Genomic DNA, 23102 nt, shown 5'->3' with positions numbered 1-23102 from the left:
TGAGGGAAAAGAGATTATTTCATTAATTATGGTTCCAAGCGTAATCTTAAGCAGACTTTTTAAAGGTGACGATGCTAATCGGTTTTTCTTCGTCATGTGCCACCTGTAATTTAGCGCCTAATTGTTCCGCCAACAATTCAATGAATTCCATGCCTTGCCCCAAAACGATCGCAATCCCGGTAATCTTCAACTCCACAAAATCCGTTTCTAATTCGTCAATTTCTATATTGATAAATCGTTCGGATACGGTCGATTCGATTTGTGAATTCATTCCGGTAGTGATAATTTCTCCTGCAATCATCGCCATAAAAATCGCGTCTTTAATCGTCAGAAAGGTTTCATTCTTCGGGATACTTATCTTTGGAAATCGAATCATTTCGGCCGCGATTCGATTTAGGTAGTCTGCGAATACGATTCTCATAGGAACCTTACTCGGGTCGGACGGATCACCCTCGATGCTATGAACGCTGGACAAGGCAAGAACTCTACGCTCCAGAACATTTAGCGTCGGTGCGGCCCATTCATTGGAAGTTTTCAGGAGCGAAATCAATCCTAAAACTACTTGTAAGTTATTTCGGACTCTGTGATTCAATTCTTGGATCAATGTATTCTTTTGCAGAAGAAGTTTTTCAAGATCGGTGGCGATCATTAATCCGATTGCAGAGAGAACAATTAGAGAACCGATCGAGTCCGTTAATTCTCCGAAATTTAATTCTTTGCTTCTTATGTATACTTGGATAAAGGAAAGTAATAAGCAAAATCCGAAGACAAGGATCGTATGTTTTTTCGAGGTGAAGAATAAATGAAACAACACTACGGTCGGAAACCAGAACGCGATATTATGAGTGCCCCAAAAAATTCCGACGCAGAGAGCCAAACAAAAACTAAAGGAACAAATGTAAACGGCGGTTGCATATTTCCCGCGTAAAATTAATATGATGCTAATGAAGGACGCAATTCCTCCGATGATTAAACCGAGTCTTTGAAAGGAATACCCTAAAATCATATCCGCAATCGGGACGATGGCCGAAATAAAAAAAAATAACAACGAGGCGGGTAGAAGAAATTTTTTTCTACAAAACCTCGAAGTGATTCCGATGCCAGATTCATTCTTTTCGTTCAACATGATCTCAGTTTAAGAATTTTCGTTTAGGACGCAGTTTTAATGGAGAGGCTTACACTCGTATACTCTAATTATTCGAAGAGCAAGCTGATTTGCAAAAAGAGGTAGATTCTTTTTTATTTTAGATGAAAGTAAAGTATACTAAACGGGTTGGTTCTGTTTGTCGTGAGATAATATTACCTCAAACAATTATGAGAAATTAGAATTTGCTATAATTCTGAATTTCGTACAAAGTGCGTACAAGATTTCCATTTATATAGTATACTTAAAGATGACTGACGATGAGACGACCCGATTCTAATTCTTGAAGAAAAGAAGTTCGCAAGAGTTTTGTCGCATTCAATGATTTCGTATTTTTAATTTCTATCTTCTCGAATCGAACTAGCTCTTACTGAAGATAAATTGACTTCCCTTATTAACCGAAAACCGAGATGAAACAATATATTGACCAAAATGCTCGTCCTATCAAACTCGATTCTTTCTTATCGGTCGAGCGGTGGCTTTTTAAGCGGAGCGGGACGGATTCATCTTTATAAATTCATTTCGAAGAGATTTAATTTTCCTGGTTCTACTCTAACTTCCGATAATCGACATTATGTCGCTTGAAATTATGTTCCAGTTTAAACGAACAACCACATAGGTAACACTTTAGATCAGTCACATGGGTTACACTTTTAACCTGGAATTTTTAAAAAGACCTAGCAGATGATACGTCCGACGAAGTTTCAATTTTTTCAAAAAAATCCAGTCGTTGATGAAAGAATAGAATATCTTAGGCGGCTTACTTGCAGGGAATAAAATCGAGACAACGAAGAAATTCCTGAAAGAAATCGGGTATCCATAATTTGCTTTGCGGTTGATTTGAACATTTCAGCTTAAGTGTGCTATGAATTGTAGTTTACAATACACGGTTCTGTTTAATGCCAGAGGCCTTCATAAGGCAACAGAACTATGTAAGTACCGGCACAGAAACCGCTTATCAATTATTGGATTCAAAAAGGGAAGCATGTATGAACGCAAAAACAAAAGTCGCAATTCTGTTTGGTGGAAAATCTGCCGAGCGTGAGGTTTCCTTGCAGTCTGCAAAGAATGTCATTAATGCCATCGATAAAGATAAGTATGAAATTATCCCGATCGGAATTGATCGAGATGGAAAATGGCGTGCATACCATTCATCCCAATTCCTGATCAATGCAGATAATCCTGGTGAAATCAGCAATAACAAAGATGACGGCGAATATGTGGCGCTTGTGCCCTATGGCGGCGGTGACTTGATCAATTTATCAACCAACACAAAATATGAGCGCGTGGATGTAATTTTCCCATTGCTACATGGCCCCTATGGTGAAGACGGCACGATGCAGGGACTTTTGAAGCTATCCGGCGCACCGTTTGTTGGATCCGGTGTGCTGGGATCGGCGGCAGGAATGGATAAGGACTTTACAAAGCGCCTGCTACGCGATGCAGGACTACCCATTGGCGACTTTGTAACAGTTCATCGGAGCGATACTATTAATCTGGATCAAATCATCTCAAGACTTGGAATCCCGGTTTTTGTTAAGCCGGCAAATCTTGGGTCATCCATTGGAATTAGCAAGGTTACGAATGAAGATGAACTTAAGAATGCAATCGAACTGGCTTTCAAGTATGACAAGAAGATTCTGATTGAAGCCTTTATCGATGGGCGCGAAATAGAGTGCGGAGTTCTCGGTAACGAAACTCCCGAAGCTTCTGTGGTTGGGGAAATCACCTCTTATCATGATTTTTATTCTTATGAGGCAAAGTACACCGATAAGAAAGGGTCCGTTTCAACCGTTCCTGCCGCCATTTCTTCGGATACGAGCAACATCATTCAAGACTTGTCCATCAAGGTTTTTAAGACGCTTGGCTGCGAGGGTCTTGCTCGGGTTGATTTCTTCCTGAAGGAAGATGGTGCCGTCCTGGTTAATGAGATTAATACTATGCCAGGATTCACCAACGTCAGCATGTATCCGATTCTGTGGCGCGAAAGCGGCATCGGCTATACGGACTTGATTAGCCGGTTAATCGAGTTGGCCTCGGAAAGATTCAATCGGGAAAACTACTTAGAAATCTAACTATGTCTTTTTCGAGTTTGCCGACTTATAAACGAACAACCGCATAGGTAACAAGTCAAGTGCGGCATTTAATTTTATAGCCTTCCCCTGAGGGTCCTTTGGTTTGCAAAGCAAATTTGCACAAAGTCCATTCGGTTTTGGATCCGAAGAACTCTAGAAAATACTCTTTCGCTAGGTGAAAGCTAAAATACACTTTTGATCGATTGCTTGAGCTTTGAAAGATTGTTTTCCTACAATCAGGGTTGCCTTCGGAATACGAGATTAGAAACTTCTTCAGGATATTAAAATTGGTATAAATTGCGATTCTTAACAACGAAAAGAAAATGGATAATGTATTTCTCGGAGGGTGTGAGCCTGAAACTTGTATCGATACGGTTATCGCCTGTCGCGGAATGTCGATTTTCCATTTCGTTAGAAGCCACGGATTGTGTTCGGAGGAAAAGTGTCAAAAGTCTATACTGTCTCTAAAATAATTCGAATGCAACATTGCGATGCTGCGGGAGTTGTTTTCACTCCGCAATATTTCAACCTTTTCGTAGAAGCTCTGGAAGATTGGTTCCGTGAAGGACTCGATTTTGGATTTCCTCAGATGGTCATGGAAAAAAATCACGGATTGCCCGTAATGCGTTTCGTAGCCAAATTCTTTAAACCCTCAAGACTAGGTGATGTCCTGGATTTCCATGTTAAAATCAAACGGCTTCGACGGAACAATTTCCTTGTTAATATCGAAGGTTTCTGTGGTGCTGAGCGCAGGTGCATGGCAGATGTACTACACGGCTTTGCGGATCTTGATACGATGGCCCTGGCCGATTGGCCGAATAATCTATTACTCAAGCTAGAAGAATATTGGCACCATACTTAAAAAACGAATTCCAATGAAAACAATCCGAAACGTTTCGCACTTTTCCTGTGGTAAACTATAAACGACACTCCTCCGTCCTTCCCCATTTTTCACTCAAGATACGTTTTATTTCTAATTTTGACCGATTCCGACTATTTTGTCCGACTTCTAGTTAACAGGTTCCGGAAATATAGGTTACTTTCTTTTCAACCATTGGAAGCGATCCCGTTTATTCGGGAAAGGCTTCGAATGATAAATAGTATTTGATATATAGAGGAAGATATGAAAGTAAATCAAGCAATCGCATTAGTCACCGGATCGAATCGAGGAATCGGAAAGGCCCTCGTGGAAAGTCTGTTAGAGAGAGGCGTTCGGAAAATTTATGCCGCAGCAAGAACTTGGAACGGAACAATTCCATTGGATAAAAGGATTGTTCCCGTCGAATTAGATGTCACAAACAAAAAGAGCATTTTAGAATTAGCACGCCAAGCGACGGACGTGAACATACTATTCAATAATGCCGGAGTTTTGGATTTTAACGATATTTTAAACGCATCGGAGGACCAATTTGATCGTAACTTTTCCGTAAATTTTTTCGGAAATTTGAATATGGCCAGGACATTTACGCCTATCTTGGAGAAAAACTCGGACGGAATGATGGTGAACATTCTGACATTATTGTCTTTTGCGAGCATGCCCGGTTTATCGGTATATAATGCGTCCAAGGCTGCGGCTTGGTCTATGAGTTTGTCTCTCCGAGCTACTTTGCTAAGCCGTGGAATCAGCGTGTGCAATGTTTTTCCGGGAGCCGTTGATACGGATATGCTGGCCGGAGTCGAAATCCCAAAAACCAGTCCGAAAGATGTGGCGAATGCGGTCCTGGCAGGCTTGGAGTCCGGGCAAGAGGATATTTTTCCGGATCCGATGTCCGTTTCCATTTACGATGCCTGGAAGAAGGATCATAAAGCGGTCGAAAAACAATTCGCTTCGATGTAATGTGCGTTCAAGTCGTCCTAGGAGTTTGCAATGAAATTAAAGGATAGTAAAAGTCAGTTACAGACTTCCGGATTGCAGACTCCGGCGATAAAAGTCTTAATCACACCTGAGAAGTTGATAGGCATGCCCGATGTCGAAATGATCGCTTTTGCTGCCGGCGGGAATTCGGCAATTGTTTATAAAAAATTAATAAATCATTTTCCGGAGCGTGAAGTTTTCGCAAAGGCTGCTTCTCTTACGATCGTATGTCGCGGCAAAAAGAGAATCACGTCTTCCGGCGGAGATTTTTTTGAGTTAGGAGAAAACGAGGCGATTTTTCTCCCTCCCGACCTTTACATGATTTCAGAATTACTTCCGGCAAAAGGCGGCGGCGTATTTGAAAGTTATGTTTTCTTTTTTCAGGATTCCGTAATTGAAGAATTTTTAAAGACGAAACGGGTTCGGCTTGTCTCCGATTCTGTAGGCGATCTTTTTCGGATTCCTTACGGGGGCGGTTTAAAGGTTTATGCGGAAAACCTCAGACCTTTATTCACGAGCATCGGACGCAACACGGATGCGTTGCTTCGGATCAAGCTTCTGGAAGCTCTGCAGATTTTCGCAAGCTCGGATAAAACCGGAATTTTCCCGGATTGGTTATTCAAAGTTTCGAAGGATAAGCATCGGGATTTGAAAGGATTTATGGAAAAAAATTTCGATAAACTTCTTACTGTCGAGGATTTTGCCGCTTTGACCGGTCGAAGCGTTTCTTCCTTTCAAAGAGACTTTAAGCGTAGATACGGTGTCAGTCCCAAAAAATGGCTGATCTCGCGTCGGCTGGAAAAGGCGAAAAATTTATTGGAAGAAGGTGGAGCTAACGTAGCGGATATCGCATTTGTGATCGGCTACGAGAATACCTCTCATTTCATCCGATCTTTTCAGGACCAATATGGCATCACCCCCGGTGAATTTTTAAAGAATCGGGGTTTGATCGTATAATTCGGCCAAATCCAAAACAGAATATCGTAGATCGGAATTAAATGCCAAAAGCATTATATGTCACGAGCGTAGGAGGCGCAGCAAAACTTGGTCGGATTTTATTTACCATCTCTTCGGCCAAACCGCTTTTTTCGTACGCCACAGCATCTTCCTCGGTTTGCCAAATAGTAATCGCCAAAAAACTATCCGGAGCGGAATTTTCCTGTAAGAGCGCCGCGCTAATATTCCCTTCGGCCTTGCGAATCATCGGGATCGCTTCCTTTTCGTAAGTCCGACAGATCTCGACTACCCTTTCCGGCTTTGCTTTAAATTTACCAATTCTAACGAATGCCATTTTCTACTCCGCTAAACTATGTAAGGTCCTATTTGATTTTGCGACTATCAAAATATTGTGACTGGTGAACGATAGTTGACGTCGAAGGATTCAAACGAAATCATTCTACGGCCAGAATTACCGAGGATGAATTGAAGAAGACATGTACTTCTTTTTCGGCTTCCAAATTCAATAGTTTCGTAGCTTTGCTTGAAATGATGGAAACTAGTTTATTTCCCCCCGGCAATTCGACGATGATCTCATCGTTTACGCTGCCTTTAGAAACGGAAAAAATCTTTCCGAACAATTTGTTTTCCGAACTAAGTGAAGCGATAGAATCCGTTGAAATTGAGATAAAGGAGGCTTTAATAAGCGCATACACGTAAGCTCCGATCTTTAAACCCAGATTTTCCACGCTATGATTCGTAATAGTCGCGATAATTTCCTGATTTCCTTTTAAGGAAATCAGGATCTCCGAATTCACCGCGCCTTTTTGGACGCTTTTTACTTTTCCATAAAATTGATTTCTTGCGCTTGTTTTCATTGCGATTCTATTTAAAAAATTCAGGAGTTCGAGAGGATTATCCATTCGTTCGCTCAATCGATTCAAAAATTTTTTATGTTCCTCCTCTACAACTTGATAAAATTGGATGATTTCCCGCGCCTTTACGGTCAATCTTGCGCCCCCTCCGGTAGCTCCTCCGACGCTTTTTTCAACTAACGTTTCCTTATGCAAGTTGTTGATTAAATCAATCGAATCCCATGCGGTTTTATAACTGATTCCGACTTCTTTTGCCGCTTTGGAAATGGATCCGCATTTTTCGATCGCGCGCAATAAATTGATCTTTTCCTTACCCAAGGTGTTCTCTTTGTTATATTTCAACCAAAGATTTCCGTCTATCTGCATCTTATTCTTCATAAGTTCGTATAACTAACTCTCTATAGACCCAAGATTTCAAAATTAAGAATTTTCCTAAAGGAGGATTTTTCAGAAAATTTCGGTTACAACCGTTATATACTTGATAATATAGCGCCCCTATAAATATTTGAAAGAGAAAAATGAAAAACGCCCCTAAACAATTGAAGAAAATCGAAATCGTTTTTGTACGTTATTTGATCATTTCGCTTATCATTATACCGAGCCTGCTCGTCGCCGAAGAACCGATTCAAAATAAACCCGCTTCCGACGCAAAAGAAGAGAACCTTCGGAAAAATAATAGCGAAGTTTCGCCGATTCCGGAATCTACGATTCCTGCTCAGCCGAAGGACGCCATATCCGGGCCGGCATTATCTTCGGATCCGATTCCTGCGCAGGAAGCACCTTATAAGAGTCCGATGGTCGGGAAGTTGTCGGGAGAATATCTACGTTCTTTACAATTAACTCCGGATCAAAATAAAGCAGTTCGAGCAAACAAAGATCTTTGGTTTCAAGAGAAGTATCGAGTCGGATTTGCACTCAGGCCTAGATACGAATCTCTGTTCAATCCGGATTTCGATAAGACCACCCCGGACAATAAGAACATTTTTACCAATCAAACCCAGGCATATCTGATCGGAGATATTAATAAAAATTTAATATTCAAAATTACGCTCGAAGATATCCGCCAATGGGGGGGAAGCCAATTCCCGAGCGGAACCGGTGACGGGCGCTTCGGTTTAGCGGGGAATGCCGGAGTTACGTACAATACTGCGACTCAAAAAACGGTCCCCGTTTCGAATCCTACTTCGTTTAGAGAAGCATTTCTGGATGTTCGCAGTTCGGATGAATCTTTCAGGCTTCGAATCGGACGACAGATTGTGGAATTCGGGGACGGAAGGATCGTCGGCGCCAGAAACTTTAACCAAATCGGAAATTCTTTCGACGGGTTAAGATTTACCGCAAAGCGGGGAATCCAGAGTTTAGATGTTTTCGGTTTCGTAATAAGTTCTCAAAATAATGCAAGCGGGTTAGTGACTGCCAATGGAGCCGCGAACAATTCGGTAGGTGATGCGTATTTTGTCGGAACGAATTATTGGATCAAGTTCGCAAATTGGATCGGAGCCGATTTTTACGATTTCACTTTAATGAAGAGGGCAATAGTCAGTCCGACCGCGCCGGCTTACGATTCCGAGTTACGTACTCGGCAAAGTGACCAATTGAACACCTACGGATTTCGCTTAACCAATAGAACTCAGAATAATTCTCTCCCCGACGGGGTTATTAAATGGGATTGGACGGTCGAGGCGGCATGGCAAGGAGGATCGACCGGTCAGAAAGTCGGAACTTCTTGGTTACAAAGTCCGGGAACAACTAGCATTAACGTCAATGGGCAAGCGATTCAAAATGAAAATCAAAAGTACGACGCTCATTTTCTCGCGCTGCAAACCGGATATGCGCCGATTAATCCTCTGCGAATCGGCATTCAATATGTGTACGCTTCGGGCGATCCTAATCGAAACGATTCTTCGGTTTCGACTTGGAATCCCCTATTCGGTGCACGCAGAGCGGCAGGCGGTTCTATTCCTTGGTCGGGAGCGAATCTTTCGGGTGTCGTTTTCTGGCAGAACATAAAAGATTATTCGATAAACATTAAATACGATTATGGGAAATGGGGAACGTTTACGTTCATATCTCATTTTTATTATAAAGCCAAACTTCAGGACGGTTATTATAATAATAACGGATATGTTGCGGGAAGCACGGAAGATGCAACTAATCAAAATGCGAATAATGCGAACGCTACTCACTTAGGGAAAAAAATAGCCTCCGAAATCGATCTGATTTATCAAGTGACTCCTTATGAGAATCTTTCGGTCTGGGCTGGAATTGCGTTCTTACGCGCGGGGGATGCAATTACGAATTCGAAAGTCAATCTTTCAAATTCGAATCCGGCTTTACAATACACTAATCAACCCAATTCGACTTATTTCTTTTTACAAACAGTCTTTGCAATTTAAACATAGAGGCCTTAAATGAAGTTTATTAAACGACTAACGATCTTTTGCATATTGTCGCTATCGCTTTCCGTTCAGGCGGAAAAAATTACGATTGCCGCCGCGTCCGATCTCAAGTTTGCGATGGATGAGATTATTGCTTCTTTCAAAAAATCCAATCCGGGAAACGAAGTGGATGTCGTTTACGGTTCCTCGGGAAAGTTTCAGGCACAGATTCGAGAAGGTGCGCCCTTCGACATTTATTTTTCAGCTGATATCAACTATCCTCGAGAATTAGCGAAAAGCGGTTTCGCCTCTTCCGAAGTAATCCCTTATGCGATCGGCCGTATAGTGCTTTGGAGTGCAAACCAAGACGCGTCGAAAATGACCTTGAATAATCTTCTGGATTCTAAAGTTGTTCGGATTGCCATAGCCAATCCCAAACACGCCCCTTACGGTAAGCGAGCGGAAGAAGCTTTACATTCGGCAGGCTTATGGGAAAAAGTAGAATCGAAATTAGTGTTCGGAGAAAATATCGCACAAACTGCGCAGTTCGTTCAAACCGGGAATGCACAAGTCGGAATTATCGCTTTATCATTGGCGATCAGTCCGGAGTTAGCCGGGAAAGGCGGTTATTTTTTAATACCGGATAACCTACACCAGCCGTTAGAACAAGGATTTATAGTTACAAAACGAGCATCTAAGAATCCGCTAGCGAAGAAATTTGCCGAGTATGTTATGGGCGAAGCCGTACGAACCGTGATGGCAAAATACGGTTTTGCGCTTCCTAGCGAATCTTCCGATAAATGAATCTTGGGTAAATCCGAAACCGAAATTCTATAGTGACAATTTTGGAGTTTAAGTTCTGATCCGCACTACCCTCCTCGCGCTGCTTGTAATTTTTCGGAAACAATTTTAGATTCACTAATTGAGAGTAGATAATGATTTCCCTTTCTGACAGTGATCTTCAAGCTATTTGGTTAACGGTCAAGCTAGCTAGCGTAGTTACCGTAATTCTTCTATTTATAGGGGCGCCATTGGCTTGGTGGATAGCCCGGACAAAATCGCCTTGGAAAGGGCCTGTAGGAGCGGTGGTATCATTGCCCTTGGTATTACCTCCTTCGGTTCTTGGATTTTATTTATTATACGCAATGGGGCCGAACGGTCCGATCGGTTATCTTACGAGTCGACTCGGTCTCGGAGAATTGCCGTTTACTTTTTGGGGACTTGTGATCGCGTCCGTATTCTATTCTCTTCCTTTCATGGTTCAACCTTTACAAACTGCTTTCGAAGCGATCGGCGATCGCCCTTTGGAAGTTGCGGCTACATTGCGCGCATCTCCCTTGGATGCTTTCTTGACGGTCGCGGTACCTCTCACTCTTCCCGGATTTATGAATGCTTGCATCCTATCTTTTGCACACACTGTCGGAGAATTCGGCGTGGTTCTCATGATAGGAGGAAATCTTCCGGGCATCACTAGGGTCGCTTCCGTTCAAATTTACGATTATGTTGAAGCGTTGGAATATCTCCAGGCACGCAGGTTGGCGATAATATTATTGCTGTTTTCATTTTCCGCATTGCTGGCCCTTTATATCTTGCAGCCGAATTCTCGAAAGAGAGCATAATGTGAACGAAATAGTTATTCGCTTACTTCTCGATCGTGAAAAATTTGCACTCAGTGTGGATCTTATTCTACCGGAAAGAGGAGTCACCGGTCTTTTCGGTTCTTCCGGTTCGGGGAAAACGACTCTACTTAGATGTATTGCCGGGCTGGAGAGTACGACGCGAGGGTTTTTGAGCGTCGGCGGAACAATCTGGCAGAACGATAATTACTCATTACCTACATATAAACGCGAACTTGGTTATGTATTTCAGGAGCCTAGTTTATTCCCCCACCTATCAGTACTAGGCAACTTATCATACGGATTAAAACGAACCAAAGGCGATCGGCAAATTAATCTGAATCAAACTATCGAGCTATTAGGAATCGGTCACCTTCTGGAAAGAAAAACCGATAATCTATCCGGTGGCGAACGACAACGAGTCGCTATTGCACGAGCATTAGTGACTAATCCTCGGCTCCTACTGATGGACGAACCGATGGCTTCCTTGGATAAAAAAAGAAAGCAGGAAATTCTGCCGTACTTAGAGCGATTAAACAAAGAATTGAAAATTCCCGTCCTCTACGTGAGTCATTCTTTGGATGAGATTGTACGATTAGCGGATCATATTATCGTAATGGATGACGGCAAAGTGCTGGCGACCGGACCCGTATCCGAAACTCTTTCGAGAGCAGACCTCGTTCATCGACTTAGCGAAAACGTCGGAGTAATTTTAGATACGACCGTCGGAGAAATTGACGCCGCCTGGCATTTAGTCCGATTGGATTTCCCGGGTGGAAATCTATGGATACTGAATCGAGAATTTAGTCTAGGTTCGCGAATGAAAGTGAGAGTATTTGCGCGAGATATAACTCTTATTCGGGAATATTCGGAAGAAAGTAATATTCGTAATATTCTACATGGACAAGTCGAGGCAATTCTGGAAAGCGATCACCCCGGCCTATTGCTCGTTCATTTTCGCGTAGGACAAGCCGTCTTTATCGCCAATCTAACTAAATTAGAATCGAAGGAATCGGGTATTTCCGTCGGGAAACGAATGCTGTTTCAAGTAAATTCCGCGACTAGCTTAATGGAATGAGTGGACTAATGTTTCGACGTACGGGAATAGAAGGATATAAAACGGATCAACGATAGTTCCAATATGTGGAGAAATTTAATATTTTCATATTTCTTAATATTTGAAGTCGCGCCTAAAATCATTTCAGCTCCTAACGAAAATCGACCTAGGATTTACGTTAGGAGCGTTCGATCTAAAATTTTAGCTACATATTGAAATGCTTAGAAGCACTACTGCGACCAGCGGAGGCAGACCTTGGATAATTGCGGCGCGCGCCATTGAAGGTTTGGATATCAACAGGACCATCCCCGCACCGAAAACGGAAAGACAAGCGAACAACATGATCGGAGGGGCGTAGTTTGCGTGGATTTGGAAAAAAATCGCGCCATAAAGTGCACCTATTGCGAGGAATAAATTATAATAACCTTGGTTTAGGAAAATACTTTTCATCATCTCGGCGGTCTTTACATCCGATACCCCGAAGCGTCGATGAATTGCCGGGCGCATCCAGAGAACACTTTCCATCAAAAATATCCATACATGAAGGGCGCCGACGATTCCGGCAATAATCCTTGCAGCTATTATCATTTCATTAATCTCCCTGAGATTTTAAATTAATTCCGTGAGTTTAGCGGATATAGCACCTTTTGTAAAGGTCCAGCTCCGCCAATTTTCGATGTGATTGTGCCATATTATTTTTTGTAAAAAATATGTTTTCGTTGCGATTAGGCCATATTTTCGTCTAAATGCTGAATATGGACGTGATTATTCTACTCATTCCGGACTCACCTGCTTCCGTTATTACCGGGTTATTTGAGTTCTTTGAATTTGCCGGTATGGACATGGAGAATCGCCGCAAACCAAGGATTTCCCGGGTAAGAACCGCGGCCATGCAATCGGAACCGGTTCAACTTCATGGCAGTGTTCAAATCAAGCCCGATCTAATCGGGAGATGTGAAAAAGTCGATTTGGTTATTATTCCCGCAATTGGGCCGAACGTTGTAAATGTTAAGCGAAGATGTAGACTCGAAATTGAATGGATTAAAGAAATGGCCTCAAGGGAGACTCGTATCGCAAGCGTTTGTTCAGGCGCATTCGTACTGGCCTCGACCGGACTACTTGACGGACGTCGTGCCACTACTCATTGGCTGTTTGCTCCTCTTTTTCGAAGAATGTTTCCGTCGGTCCATCTTGACGTAGATCGACTCGTCATAGATCAGGGTAACTTTCTGACTTCGGGAGGAAGTAACGCTTTCTACGACCTCGGTCTCCACGTGTTAGAGCAGTCGCTTGGAAGGGAAGTTGCGCTCAAATGTGCGAAGCATTTCTTACTCGACTCGGATAGAATTTCCCAAACGCCTTTTATGGTGTTTGCGGCTCAAAAACATCATGACGACTCCCCGGTCGCGGAGGCTCAAGCAATTCTAGAAACGGAATTCGCATCTTCAATTTCAATGGAGACTTTAGCACGCAGAGTCGGCTTGAGTCCTCGCACTTTAAAGCGAAGATTCAAACAAGCGACGGGAGACCCGTTGTCTACGTATTTGCAGCGTCTGCGCATCGAATGGGCAAGACGTCGTCTGGAAGAAACCGGCGATTCGATCGAGGAGATTAGTTATGCCGCGGGATATGAGAATGTAGGTTTTTTCAGACTACTCTTTAAACGGTATACCGGAAGCACTCCGCTTGAACACCGAAGAAAGCATTCTCTGAAGATTTTCCCGACTAATGCCGCTAGGTCTTAGTATTTCTTCGCCGTTTGTTCCTAGCAAAGAGTTCACGCTATTGCCAAGAGAATATTCGAAATTTGATATGCATCAATATTTAGTTATTATAATCTTCTTGTTTGTTGATGATTATCATCCTTTAGGTTTCGACGATCTTTTGTTATTTTTATTGATGAATCATGTAATTAATTAGTAATTTGTGTCTTATGTATTATCAAGAAAGCAAGCTTATAAGTCCAACTCCAAATTAACACAAGTGACCTTGCTTAATTTAAGAGAGATGCATTGCTGGATTGTGAGAGCGATTTTATGAAAGAACGAGAAGCTGAAGCCGGAAAGAAGCTGGCGATAGCGATTTGCATATTACTGGAACGAAGTATCAGATATAAATTCGAATGGCATGAATCCATTCCCGACTGGTGGAACGTATCGGAAGCTGATTGGAGTGAATATTACCGGTTCGAATATAATGAAAGGGAAAAGCTTCGAGTTTGTGAAGCTTTTCCCTTTCGGCTCGAGGCGCTCGTATGTTTTATGAATTATACTAACGAACTATTGATTGATCCTACCGACAGCATTATCGACGAAATTGGTTATGAAAAAGATAAGATGATCCGCAAATCCGAAAACTCCGTCGCCGGTAAAGCAAAACTCCTGCTTGCTTCATAATTGCTCATGGGAACGTTTCCTATTTATTCAAGGAAGCGAGTCGAGAGGCTTGGGTGTTTAGATAGTTTCGCTCCGGAACACTCGTTGTTTTTCCGGCGGCCGTAAGATAATGTTTAATTGCAGCCTGACGGTTCCCTGCCATCTCGTTTAGATGCCCGCGAACGGCATCGAGCCGATAATGTTCGGCAAGTCGCTTATCGGCATCCAAAGTCGTCAATAATTCGAGACCGATATTCGGTCCTTGGACCATAGCTGCCGCGATTGCATGATTGAGAGTAACCATAGGATTATCGGACATACGCTTAAGTAAACCGTAAAGAGCTAAGATTTGTTGCCAATCGGTATCCTCGGAACGTAAGGCTTCGTCATGAATGGCTGCAATTGCGGCCTGGAGTTGATAAGCTCCGATCGATCCTCTCGAAAGTGCTTCACTTATCAATCTGATTCCTTCCGTAATTGCATCCCGATCCCATAAAGTTCGATTCTGCTCCGCAAGCGGAATCAACTCGCCTTCCGGACCGGTGCGAGCTGTACGTCGGGCGTCGGTCAATAGCATTAATGAAAGAAGGCCTGTAACCTCTCCGTCAGTCGGAAGAAGATTATGAACTGCCCGTGTAAGCCGTATCGCTTCGTTCGAAAGATCGCAACGTTGCAAATTTGGACCTATACTGCTCGCATAGCCTTCATTAAAGATCAAGTATAGAACGTGCAAAACGGAGTCCAACCGTTCCGATCTTTCCTTATCGGAAGGTAAATCGAATCGAATGCCCGAATCTTTAATTCGCTTCTTTGCCCGGCTGATTCGCTGTGCCATCGTCGCTTCCGGCACCAGAAAGGCGTTTGCGATTTCAGCCGTCGTTAAACCTCCGACGGCACGTAATGTAAGTGCAATCGCAGACGAAGAGTTGAGTACCGGATGGCAACACATAAACAATAATATCAATGTGTCGTCTTGGCCTCGAACGTCCGTCGAATCCCGTAATTCTACCGTCGATTCTTCGTACGGTTCTTCCTGAATCCAAGCTTCTTCTCGTCTTCGTCGCGCAAGTTCGCTCCGTATATGATCGATCATACGACGGGAAGCGACTTGGATCAACCATCCACGCGGATTTTTCGGCGTTCCCTCCAAAGGCCATTGCATAGCGGCAGCTAATAAAGCCTCCTGCACTGCGTCTTCGGCTGCGGAGAAATCCCCGAATCGTCGGATCACCGCGCCCAGAACCTGTGGCGCAAGTTCTCCGAGCAAATTGTCACGGGTAGATTCTTTCCTCATCGGCTATCGTATTCTTTTTAGAAAATCCTCGAGCCGTTTTTCATATTCGACGGCGTCGACATCCCATATCGCGCCATGACTTCCGATTTCCGGAAACCAAAGCGTTTTTGGTCCTGCATACAATTCTGCAAGTTCCTGGGTATGTCTAAAAGGATTCACCATGTCCGCTTTGCTTTGAATAAAGTATATCGGCACCGATTTGACAAGACGAACGGAATTTGCGGGACTTAGTAATCCGTCGAATCTCCCGCGTAGCATCGTAAGCTGAACGAGGAGATTCTTGAACCAATTTGGAAGAAATCCGGGTGCAGAGGGAGATTCAATAATCAATCGTTGAAAATTGAAGATCGGATTCTCCGCAATCACCGCAGCTAGTTTGGGCATATCTGGCATCGCGATCAAAATCGACGCTGCTCCTACTGAAGAACCCATCGCATATACTTTTGAATATCTATCCGAGAGGTAACGATATCCGGCGAGCACATCCCTCGATTCCCGATGTCCGTATGTCAAACCCGGAACCGCGCAATAAGCTTCACCATGGCAGGAAAGATCGAACGTGAGAACATCGAATTTACGGCTTAAAAAAAACCGAATGTATTTCGTAACTTCCCGTCTGTCCCCGCCCCCGCCGTGGATCAGCAAGATGCCGGCATTCGCAGGCGCCATTCCATTTTCCGCCGCAACGATTAGCCAACCCGGCAATTCATAGCCGCTAACCGATCCGATTTTGACTTCGCTAAATTTGAACTCATGAGTGTTCCGAAGATTACCGCATTCTCTTCCCCAATACTTTGCGGTTTCCTCTTTGCAAACGGACAAGTCCTTCGTTACTCCTCTCCAAACCGGAAAAAGTAACTGATTGCTGGCATCCCAAAGACCTCCTGCCGGTAAGACGAATACTAAAATAAATAAAGCGATAGGGATCCATACTTTCTTGCGGTTCTTAAGTATGAAACCGAACGATGAGTTTCCATTTTTCATGTATTGAAATCTCCTTTATCGCTCTTAGAGATCGCCGTTCGGAATATTCATCACTGCGCGCACTTCTATCGGAATATTCGCGGGAGTTCCACCCTTCCCTGGCATTGCCGATGCGCTTGCCGCAATTTCATATGCGCGTTCCGGACTATCCACGTCGACGATCCAATAGCCCGCTAGAAACTCTTTTGATTCGGGGAAGGGTCCGTCAGTAATTGCCGGCGATCCGTCCTTTTTTGCCCGTATAATTTTTATTTCTTCCGGGCCCACTAGAGCCTCTACGCTTACCAGCTCTCCTGAATTACGAAGCTCCGTATTGAAACGGCCTAAGAAATCGATATTTCTCTTAACATCTTCCGGTGGCCAAGTGCCTAAATTGCTCGTTTTCCAGTCTACAACCGGGAATTGCATCATTAATATGTACTTCATTGATTTACTCCTTTAGGTGACGCATTTAATTGAACGCGTCTATGGATAGTCGTAGCGATTTAGAAGGTCTCGACATATCCAATAGAATTTTCCCGCGATTTTAGAGGTCCAAAAAACGCTTCTAACGGTGTATCCGCGCGCTTAATGCAAACCGTCATAATGACGCGAAGATGAACCAACTCTAAAATCCGGGCGAATTTCCAAGATTTCTTCTCAATTTTTTCTGTCTCAATTGTTAATTATCCTGAATCGTTCAGCAGGTAACTTATCGTGTTGTTATGTGAAATGAAAAACGGGTCTTTCGGTCGGTATCTCTTGCTGCAATTTCGACAGGTCTTAGCGGTCGTCCTACCGGTTGTCTTTACATCTTTATTTTACGGGTGCAATAAAGCTCTGCCTCTGAGCATCGACATGAGTCACGGAGCCGGATTTTTACTTTCGCTCATCCTTGAAAATCGACCCGCTGCTTCCTCCTGCGCCACCCAGCCTGTGTTGACTTTAGGAGAAAGCGCTACGATCGTGCTCGGCCAATCGGATTACGTGAGCAGTTCCTTCGGTTCGGCCTCGAATCGATTGAATAGCCCCCAAGGAATCGCCGCCGATTCCAACGGAGGAATTTGGGTCGCGGATGGTTCAAACAATAGGGTTTTGCATTTTCCATCCACTATCGCGTCCGGAGGGAATCCGGATATCATCTTGGGCGGGGTTTCCGGAACAGCATTAAACCAATTTAAAGTTCCAGGGGGGATAGCCCTGGATTCATCCGGAGGTTTATGGGTCGCGGATGGAACGAATCATCGGGTACTGCATTTCCCGAACGGAATTACGACTGGCGGAAGTGCAAATATAGTAATCGGAACTACCGGTGTAAATGGAACAACGAATGCATTATTGAACAATCCATCCGGAGTTACCGTCGACGCTTCGGGTGGGCTTTGGGTAGTTGATTATGCAAACTTTAGGGTCTTGCATTTCTCTGCTCCTTTAACCAGTGGAATGTCCGCGGATCGAGTTCTCGGGCAACCGAATTTTACCACTGGAGCCGCAGGCAGCCCTCCTACTGCCTCGAATTTGGGCGGGCCAGCTTCGGTCAAAGTCGATTCCAGCGGCGGAGTTTGGGTTTCTGATACCGGAAATTCTCGAGTCTTACACTACTCTACCCCTTTTACCAATGGAATGAATGCGAATATAGTAGTAGGTTCCACGAACTTTACGAGTACGCTCAACGGGATCAATACCGGGAATGCACTTTGGGCTCCGAGCGGAGTTTCGCTCGATTCGAAAGGAGGAATGTGGGTAACCGACGGGCAGTTCCGTCGAGTCACTCATTACTCTCCTCCGTTCTCAAATGGAATGAATGCGGATAATGTTTTGGGCGAACCGGACTACGTTTCTTTTAATCCTAATCTTACGGCTTCTGCCTCGACGACGGTAAACCCTTTTGATGTAACAGTCGCTCCTTGCGGGCAGCTTTGGGTGACCGATTACAGTTTAAATCGGGTACTTTTTTATCCGTAATTCGTGAAGTAACGCTCTTCCAATTTTCACTTTCCGAGAATAATAGTTAGAATATAATAATATAGAGGTATACCGACGATAATATTGATCGGGAAAACCACTGACAAAGCTACGGTCAGATAGATACTCGGATTCGCTTCGGGGATGGAATCTTTCATCGCAGCCGGAACCGCAATATAAGATGCGGACGCGCAAAGTATGAGAAACATTAAACCGTCTCCGATCGGCATATCTATTATTTTTACCAAAGTCGCACCCAATATAACGTTAATTGCCATGATCGAGAGAGTCGCTGTTATCAGAAATACGCCAACCTTCCGTATTTCTTTGAATCGCTTCGCCGCTGAAATCCCCATATCCAAAAGGAATAATGTTAAAATTCCTTGGAATAAATTCTCGGAAAAAGGGGATTCTTTCTTCCATCCGGATTCCCCTGTAAAGTATCCTACAAAAAGGGAACCTAAGAGCAGATATATGGAATAGCCGAAGAAAGCCTCATGCAAAAGGCTTTTCCATGAAAAGCCCGCCTCCCCGATCCCTGCTTCCCGAGTTCTATTCACCCGATCTAGCAAAACGGCGACAATAATCGCGGGAGATTCCATCAATGCCATTCCCGCCACGATGAATCCGCCGTATTCCTGTCCGATATTGCGTAAAAAAGCGCCGGCCGTGACGAAAGTTACTGCACTAATCGAGCCGAACGAACCGGCCAACGCGGCGGAGTTAGGACGGTCTAATTTCATTTTTAAGATATAGTATGCGTAAACGGGAATTGCAGTCGCCATAATTGCGCAGGCTATGAGGACATAAAGATGCTCGTCGGTAAACGGCGTTTTAAATAATTCATGTCCTCCCTTGAGCCCGATGGCGAACATCAGATAAATTGAAAAGAACTTTCCGATTTGATCGGGAATAGCGAGGTCGGATTTAAAAAGAATGGCGCCCATCCCTAAAAAGAAGAAAAGAACGGGCGGATTTAGCACATTCTCGGTAATGGCATGAATATCCATGAAATCTCCCGAAAATTCGAGCCGCAATTCGATCCTTCTTAAAGAATTGCCGGTGCGTATTTTCGATCCTAATTTATCTACAACGGTTTCAAAATTGGAATCAATATTTTAAGGTTTTATAAAATTAAAGTATCGATAATTTCATAAAAATCCATGTGTAATCAAATGTTTATATATGATAATTTTCCATTCTGTGTCCGTTAATTTCAAACCGTAAGCGCAAACGCATTCGATAAGGTAAAGAATCTTCGCGGAAGTTTTTGCAGGCGGGAGCGGCTGCGCCCTGTTTAGTAAACGAACGTTATGTTCTATCACTCGGCTATTCCTGGAATTTAGACCGATCAAAATCACTAGTCCGGGAATTCTAAAAATAAATAATAATAAATTAATTAATGATTAAGTATATAATATTTTAATTGATAGTTTCAATTTCGTAGTTTACTCTGATTTGCAGATTGGTTGCTTAAATTTTAGCAACAAGGCCGAGATGTAGGTATTTTTCGTTAGGTCAAAAGGTCGTTCGGATATATGGATACTTCAGAATTATTTAAAACGACGCCGGATGCGATCATTACGACGAACTTGGACGGAAGGGTTTTGGATTGGAATCGGGCGGCGGAGGTGATATTCGATTATTCGGAAGAGGAGGCGGTCGGAAAATTAGTGACCGATCTTATTTTCCCGATAGATCGAAGGGAGGAAGAACAGAAAATTTATCGCGAAGCCTTGGATCGGGGTCTTGTGGTCTACGAATCGGTTCGAAGGAAAAAGGACGGCTCGTTGGTTCACGTGAGTGCATCCACTAAAGGTGTATTTGACGATAATAATAAACTAATGTACTTTCTTTCCGCAAAAAAGGACGTAACCGGTTTGAAAGTGCTTCGAGACGCCAAATTAGTCGAAGCGAAATATAGCCACTTTCTTGATTTGACGCCTGATGCGATCGTAATGGTAAATATAACCGGTCGAATCGTTCTTGCGAATGCCCAAGCTGAGCGAACATTCGGCTATAAAATAACCGAACTAATAGGTCAGCCAATTGAGATCCTTCTTCCGGAAAGGTTCCGAAAAAATCATTTAAACCATCGTGCCGGCTTTTTTGTTCAACCAAGAAACCGAACCATGGGCGCGGGTTTGGAATTATACGGCCTTCGTAAGTCCGGAGAAGAATTCCCTGTCGAAATCAGCATTAGCCCGATAGAGACGGATGAAGGTATGATGGTTATGAGCGCAGTGCGCGATATAACCGACCGGAAAAAAGCGGAGCAAAAGTTTCGCGGTCTTCTCGAATCTGCTCCGGACGCGATGGTCATCGTCGGAAAAGATGGCAGGATAATCTTAGTCAATTCTCAGACTGAAAAAATATTCGGATACAAACGAGAAGAGCTTTTAGGAGAAGAAGTCGAAATTCTCGTTCCGGATCGCTTTCACGCAAATCATCAGATTTATCGAAACGGCTTTTTTACGCGCCCTATCGCTAGATCTATGGGCGCGGAGCAGGAGCTTTTTGCGAGACGAAAAGACGGTACCGAATTCCCGGTTGAAATCAGTCTAAGTCCTCTTGAAACGGAAGAAGGAACACTCGTAACGGGTGCAATTCGCGATATTACCGATAGAAAAAAGGCCGAGCAAAAATTTAAAGATCTATTGGAAAGCGCACCGGATGCCATGGTGATAGTGGATCGTACCGGAAGCATCGTATTAGTTAATTCGCAAGCATTAAAATTGTTCGGCTGGGAAAGAGACGAACTATTGGGACAAAAGATCGAAATATTAATCCCGGAGAAATTTCGAGAGGTACATCCGAGACATCGAACTGATTTTTTTTCGAATCCGAAAGTTCGGGCTATGGGGGCCAATCTCGAACTGTTGGGGATTCGTAAAAACGGTACGGAATTTCCTGTAGAGATCAGTCTTAGTCCGCTTGAAACCGAAGAGGGACTATTCGTTTCCAGCGCTATCCGGGACGTAACCGAGCGAAAACGGTTCGAGCAAAAACTTCAAGAGGCGAGTCGTCTGAAAAGCGAATTCCTTGCCAGCATGTCGCATGAATTACGTACTCCCCTAAATGCGATCATCGGTTTTTCCGAATTCCTTCTAGACGAGAAGCCGGGAAAATTGAACGGCGAGCAAAAGGAATATCTTGAAGATGTGCTGCAAAGCGGAAGACATTTGTTGAATCTGATAAATGATGTCCTCGATTTGTCGAAGGTTGAAGCCGGTAAAATGGAACTTTTTCCGGAAACGTTCTCGGTTGCAAATGCGATAGAAGACGCCATCGCGATCGTTTCTACTCTCGCTCACGAAAAGCAAATAGATATCAGCAAAGTTATTTCGAACGGAAATGACGATGTAACCCTTGACCACCAACGATTTAAACAAATCCTATTCAATCTGCTTTCCAATGCCGTAAAATTTACGCAAGAAAAGGGAAAAGTGGAGATTTATTCATCCTTTATTAATCTCGATCGACTGGAAATTCAAGTCAAGGATACCGGAATAGGAATCAAGGAAGAGGATTTAAGTCGTTTATTTAAGGAGTTCCAGCAATTAGATTCCGGAATGAATCGCCAATACCAAGGGACGGGTCTCGGTCTTGCGCTAACAAAAAGATTTGTCGAGCTACTACAAGGATCCATCGCGATAGAAAGCGAACTCGGGAAAGGTTCCACGTTTACGATTAACTTACCTAGAGTCCTTGATACGAGCCAAGCCTTATGAACGCGAAAGTCCTGATAGTCGACGATAATCCGACCAATTTAAAATTGGCTTGTAATGTACTAAAATCGGCCGGCTTCGAAATTATAAGCGCGATCGATGCGGAAGACACATTGCATAATTTAGAAATGTTTCTGCCGGATATTATATTAATGGATATCGAATTGCCCGGTATGGACGGGCTTACTCTTACAAAATTGCTTAAAGAAAATAACAAAACTAAACATATCCCGATAGTCGCCCTAACTTCGTACGCTATGAAAGGGGATCAAGAAAAAGCGTTTCAGTCGGGCTGTATCGGATATATCACTAAACCGATAAACACGCGAATCTTCCCTTCACAGGTGATTGGATTTTTAGGAAATGTTCGCCATGATTGATGATATATTTTCCGCATTAATGTGCCGAGTCCTGATAATTTTATGAATATTCTGATCGTTGAAGATGACTTAGTGCAAATGAAGTTAGCGCATGTCGTACTCTCGTACGCCGGCTATAATGTTTCGAAAGCGCGGGGGGTTAAAGAAGCATGGGAGACGTTGCAAACGAACCGTCCCACGCTAATACTATTAGATCTTTCGTTGCCGGGAATAGATGGATTTGCTTTAGCTCGGATGATTAGGAACGACCGGAACGTTTGCCAGATACCGATCATAGCAATTACGTCTTACCCGGATCGATATACGCGCTTTGAAGCTTTGAAAGCCGGCTGTTCGGCATATATGGTAAAGCCGATCGATACTCGATTTCTATCTAAGGCGATCGAAGATACTAAACGCGATTTTAAAATGCGTCATCAGAAGAATTTAATAGACCTCCATTTCGAGACGGAGTTCTAACT

General features: G+C 43.5%; 22 protein-coding genes. 14 read left to right on the top strand and 8 right to left on the bottom strand.

The window, feature by feature from the left end:
• Positions 1 to 46 precede the first annotated feature (46 nt).
• Positions 47 to 1048: a histidine kinase dimerization/phosphoacceptor domain -containing protein gene (locus LEP1GSC058_RS18170; protein ID WP_232224746.1), complete on the bottom strand. Its 1002-nt coding sequence runs from the start codon at positions 1046 to 1048 to the stop codon at positions 47 to 49.
• Positions 1049 to 2133: 1085 nt separating this feature from the next.
• Here LEP1GSC058_RS18170 and ddlA point away from each other — a divergent pair.
• From ddlA to LEP1GSC058_RS18145, 4 genes are all read left to right on the top strand, one after another.
• Positions 2134 to 3219, top strand: a complete 1086-nt coding sequence (gene ddlA, locus LEP1GSC058_RS18165) for a D-alanine--D-alanine ligase (RefSeq protein ID WP_039948803.1) — start codon at positions 2134 to 2136, stop codon at positions 3217 to 3219.
• A 442-nt stretch (positions 3220 to 3661) separates the two neighbouring features.
• Complete coding sequence (locus tag LEP1GSC058_RS18155; protein WP_039948855.1) at positions 3662 to 4081, top strand: acyl-CoA thioesterase; 420 nt, start codon at positions 3662 to 3664, stop codon at positions 4079 to 4081.
• Positions 4082 to 4342: 261 nt separating this feature from the next.
• The gene (locus LEP1GSC058_RS18150; RefSeq protein ID WP_016551329.1) at positions 4343 to 5056 is read left to right on the top strand and encodes an SDR family oxidoreductase; all 714 of its coding nucleotides are present in this window, start codon (positions 4343 to 4345) and stop codon (positions 5054 to 5056) included.
• A 30-nt stretch (positions 5057 to 5086) separates the two neighbouring features.
• Positions 5087 to 6031: a helix-turn-helix domain-containing protein gene (locus LEP1GSC058_RS18145; protein ID WP_016551175.1), complete on the top strand. Its 945-nt coding sequence runs from the start codon at positions 5087 to 5089 to the stop codon at positions 6029 to 6031.
• Positions 6032 to 6068: 37 nt separating this feature from the next.
• On the opposite strand, the gene LEP1GSC058_RS18140 is transcribed toward LEP1GSC058_RS18145, so the two are convergent.
• Both LEP1GSC058_RS18140 and LEP1GSC058_RS18135 read right to left on the bottom strand, forming a co-directional pair.
• Positions 6069 to 6365, bottom strand: a complete 297-nt coding sequence (locus LEP1GSC058_RS18140; RefSeq protein WP_016551154.1) for a putative quinol monooxygenase — start codon at positions 6363 to 6365, stop codon at positions 6069 to 6071.
• Between the two features lie 100 nt (positions 6366 to 6465).
• Positions 6466 to 7263 carry a TOBE domain-containing protein gene (locus tag LEP1GSC058_RS18135; RefSeq protein WP_016551089.1) on the bottom strand — a complete coding sequence of 266 codons (798 nt, stop codon included), beginning with the start codon at positions 7261 to 7263 and terminating at the stop codon, positions 6466 to 6468.
• A 140-nt stretch (positions 7264 to 7403) separates the two neighbouring features.
• Between LEP1GSC058_RS18135 and LEP1GSC058_RS18130 the strand changes: the two genes are divergently transcribed.
• The 4 genes from LEP1GSC058_RS18130 to modC all read left to right on the top strand — a co-directional run bounded on the left by LEP1GSC058_RS18130 (position 7404) and on the right by modC (position 11957).
• Entirely contained in the window at positions 7404 to 9281 is a 1878-nt protein-coding gene (locus LEP1GSC058_RS18130) for an alginate export family protein (RefSeq protein WP_016551239.1), read from the top strand.
• 15 nt (positions 9282 to 9296) lie between these two features.
• Entirely contained in the window at positions 9297 to 10067 is a 771-nt protein-coding gene (gene modA / locus LEP1GSC058_RS18125; RefSeq protein ID WP_016551150.1) for a molybdate ABC transporter substrate-binding protein, read from the top strand.
• A 131-nt stretch (positions 10068 to 10198) separates the two neighbouring features.
• Entirely contained in the window at positions 10199 to 10882 is a 684-nt protein-coding gene (gene modB / locus LEP1GSC058_RS18120) for a molybdate ABC transporter permease subunit (protein WP_198014434.1), read from the top strand.
• 1 nt (position 10883) lies between these two features.
• Positions 10884 to 11957 (top strand): molybdenum ABC transporter ATP-binding protein, encoded by a 1074-nt coding sequence (modC, locus tag LEP1GSC058_RS18115; protein ID WP_016551096.1) that lies wholly within the window; start codon positions 10884 to 10886, stop codon positions 11955 to 11957.
• 180 nt (positions 11958 to 12137) lie between these two features.
• Here the strand turns inward: modC and LEP1GSC058_RS18110 are convergent, their stop codons facing one another.
• Positions 12138 to 12524, bottom strand: a complete 387-nt coding sequence (locus tag LEP1GSC058_RS18110) for a DUF1304 domain-containing protein (protein ID WP_016551067.1) — start codon at positions 12522 to 12524, stop codon at positions 12138 to 12140.
• Between the two features lie 158 nt (positions 12525 to 12682).
• On the opposite strand from LEP1GSC058_RS18110, the gene LEP1GSC058_RS18105 reads away from it, so the two are divergent.
• Both LEP1GSC058_RS18105 and LEP1GSC058_RS18095 read left to right on the top strand, forming a co-directional pair.
• Positions 12683 to 13681 (top strand): GlxA family transcriptional regulator, encoded by a 999-nt coding sequence (locus LEP1GSC058_RS18105; RefSeq protein ID WP_016551095.1) that lies wholly within the window; start codon positions 12683 to 12685, stop codon positions 13679 to 13681.
• A gap of 291 nt (positions 13682 to 13972) precedes the next feature.
• Positions 13973 to 14332, top strand: a complete 360-nt coding sequence (locus LEP1GSC058_RS18095; RefSeq protein WP_016551363.1) for a hypothetical protein — start codon at positions 13973 to 13975, stop codon at positions 14330 to 14332.
• A gap of 19 nt (positions 14333 to 14351) precedes the next feature.
• Here the strand turns inward: LEP1GSC058_RS18095 and LEP1GSC058_RS18090 are convergent, their stop codons facing one another.
• From LEP1GSC058_RS18090 to LEP1GSC058_RS18080, 3 genes are read right to left on the bottom strand one after another with little or no spacing between them, the layout of a single operon-like run.
• Positions 14352 to 15605: an RNA polymerase sigma factor gene (locus tag LEP1GSC058_RS18090; RefSeq protein WP_016551241.1), complete on the bottom strand. Its 1254-nt coding sequence runs from the start codon at positions 15603 to 15605 to the stop codon at positions 14352 to 14354.
• A 3-nt stretch (positions 15606 to 15608) separates the two neighbouring features.
• On the bottom strand, positions 15609 to 16589 hold the full coding sequence (locus LEP1GSC058_RS18085; protein WP_016551197.1) for an alpha/beta hydrolase: 981 nt from the start codon (positions 16587 to 16589) through the stop codon (positions 15609 to 15611).
• A gap of 24 nt (positions 16590 to 16613) precedes the next feature.
• A complete protein-coding gene (locus LEP1GSC058_RS18080; protein ID WP_016551374.1) occupies positions 16614 to 17015 on the bottom strand; it encodes a YciI family protein in 402 nt (133 codons plus the stop codon).
• Positions 17016 to 17285: 270 nt separating this feature from the next.
• Between LEP1GSC058_RS18080 and LEP1GSC058_RS18075 the strand changes: the two genes are divergently transcribed.
• Positions 17286 to 18533: an NHL repeat-containing protein gene (locus tag LEP1GSC058_RS18075; protein ID WP_232224745.1), complete on the top strand. Its 1248-nt coding sequence runs from the start codon at positions 17286 to 17288 to the stop codon at positions 18531 to 18533.
• Between the two features lie 26 nt (positions 18534 to 18559).
• Here the strand turns inward: LEP1GSC058_RS18075 and LEP1GSC058_RS18070 are convergent, their stop codons facing one another.
• Complete coding sequence (locus LEP1GSC058_RS18070) at positions 18560 to 19543, bottom strand: sodium-dependent bicarbonate transport family permease (RefSeq protein WP_016551319.1); 984 nt, start codon at positions 19541 to 19543, stop codon at positions 18560 to 18562.
• Positions 19544 to 20071: 528 nt separating this feature from the next.
• Between LEP1GSC058_RS18070 and LEP1GSC058_RS18065 the strand changes: the two genes are divergently transcribed.
• The 3 genes from LEP1GSC058_RS18065 to LEP1GSC058_RS18055 are packed head-to-tail and all read left to right on the top strand — an operon-like array spanning position 20072 to position 23100.
• Positions 20072 to 22264, top strand: a complete 2193-nt coding sequence (locus LEP1GSC058_RS18065; protein ID WP_016551317.1) for a PAS domain-containing protein — start codon at positions 20072 to 20074, stop codon at positions 22262 to 22264.
• Complete coding sequence (locus LEP1GSC058_RS18060; protein WP_016551094.1) at positions 22261 to 22641, top strand: response regulator; 381 nt, start codon at positions 22261 to 22263, stop codon at positions 22639 to 22641. The genes LEP1GSC058_RS18065 and LEP1GSC058_RS18060 overlap by 4 nt, the downstream gene beginning before the upstream one ends.
• Positions 22642 to 22683: 42 nt before the next feature.
• Positions 22684 to 23100, top strand: coding sequence for a response regulator (locus LEP1GSC058_RS18055; protein WP_016551188.1), 417 nt, complete (start codon positions 22684 to 22686; stop codon positions 23098 to 23100).
• Positions 23101 to 23102: the final 2 nt, after the last annotated feature.

This window comes from Leptospira fainei serovar Hurstbridge str. BUT 6 (assembly GCF_000306235.2).
In the GTDB taxonomy this organism is placed as follows: Bacteria; Spirochaetota; Leptospiria; order Leptospirales; family Leptospiraceae; genus Leptospira_B; species Leptospira_B fainei.
This window is presented reverse-complemented; position numbering and strand designations above follow the sequence as displayed.

What these genes read in the sequence shown, in the direction of transcription:
- ddlA (WP_039948803.1), top strand. Translation starts at nt 2,134, where the DNA reads ATGAACGCAAAAACAAAAGTCGCAATTCTGTTTGGTGGAAAATCTGCC.
- LEP1GSC058_RS18150 (WP_016551329.1), top strand. Translation starts at nt 4,343, where the DNA reads ATGAAAGTAAATCAAGCAATCGCATTAGTCACCGGATCGAATCGAGGA.
- LEP1GSC058_RS18145 (WP_016551175.1), top strand. Translation starts at nt 5,087, where the DNA reads ATGAAATTAAAGGATAGTAAAAGTCAGTTACAGACTTCCGGATTGCAG.
- LEP1GSC058_RS18140 (WP_016551154.1), bottom strand. Translation starts at nt 6,365, where the DNA reads ATGGCATTCGTTAGAATTGGTAAATTTAAAGCAAAGCCGGAAAGGGTA.
- LEP1GSC058_RS18135 (WP_016551089.1), bottom strand. Translation starts at nt 7,263, where the DNA reads ATGAAGAATAAGATGCAGATAGACGGAAATCTTTGGTTGAAATATAAC.
- LEP1GSC058_RS18130 (WP_016551239.1), top strand. Translation starts at nt 7,404, where the DNA reads ATGAAAAACGCCCCTAAACAATTGAAGAAAATCGAAATCGTTTTTGTA.
- modA (WP_016551150.1), top strand. Translation starts at nt 9,297, where the DNA reads ATGAAGTTTATTAAACGACTAACGATCTTTTGCATATTGTCGCTATCG.
- modB (WP_198014434.1), top strand. Translation starts at nt 10,199, where the DNA reads ATGATTTCCCTTTCTGACAGTGATCTTCAAGCTATTTGGTTAACGGTC.
- LEP1GSC058_RS18110 (WP_016551067.1), bottom strand. Translation starts at nt 12,524, where the DNA reads ATGATAATAGCTGCAAGGATTATTGCCGGAATCGTCGGCGCCCTTCAT.
- LEP1GSC058_RS18105 (WP_016551095.1), top strand. Translation starts at nt 12,683, where the DNA reads ATGCTGAATATGGACGTGATTATTCTACTCATTCCGGACTCACCTGCT.
- LEP1GSC058_RS18095 (WP_016551363.1), top strand. Translation starts at nt 13,973, where the DNA reads ATGAAAGAACGAGAAGCTGAAGCCGGAAAGAAGCTGGCGATAGCGATT.
- LEP1GSC058_RS18090 (WP_016551241.1), bottom strand. Translation starts at nt 15,605, where the DNA reads ATGAGGAAAGAATCTACCCGTGACAATTTGCTCGGAGAACTTGCGCCA.
- LEP1GSC058_RS18085 (WP_016551197.1), bottom strand. Translation starts at nt 16,589, where the DNA reads ATGAAAAATGGAAACTCATCGTTCGGTTTCATACTTAAGAACCGCAAG.
- LEP1GSC058_RS18080 (WP_016551374.1), bottom strand. Translation starts at nt 17,015, where the DNA reads ATGAAGTACATATTAATGATGCAATTCCCGGTTGTAGACTGGAAAACG.
- LEP1GSC058_RS18070 (WP_016551319.1), bottom strand. Translation starts at nt 19,543, where the DNA reads ATGGATATTCATGCCATTACCGAGAATGTGCTAAATCCGCCCGTTCTT.
- LEP1GSC058_RS18065 (WP_016551317.1), top strand. Translation starts at nt 20,072, where the DNA reads ATGGATACTTCAGAATTATTTAAAACGACGCCGGATGCGATCATTACG.
- LEP1GSC058_RS18060 (WP_016551094.1), top strand. Translation starts at nt 22,261, where the DNA reads ATGAACGCGAAAGTCCTGATAGTCGACGATAATCCGACCAATTTAAAA.
- LEP1GSC058_RS18055 (WP_016551188.1), top strand. Translation starts at nt 22,684, where the DNA reads ATGAATATTCTGATCGTTGAAGATGACTTAGTGCAAATGAAGTTAGCG.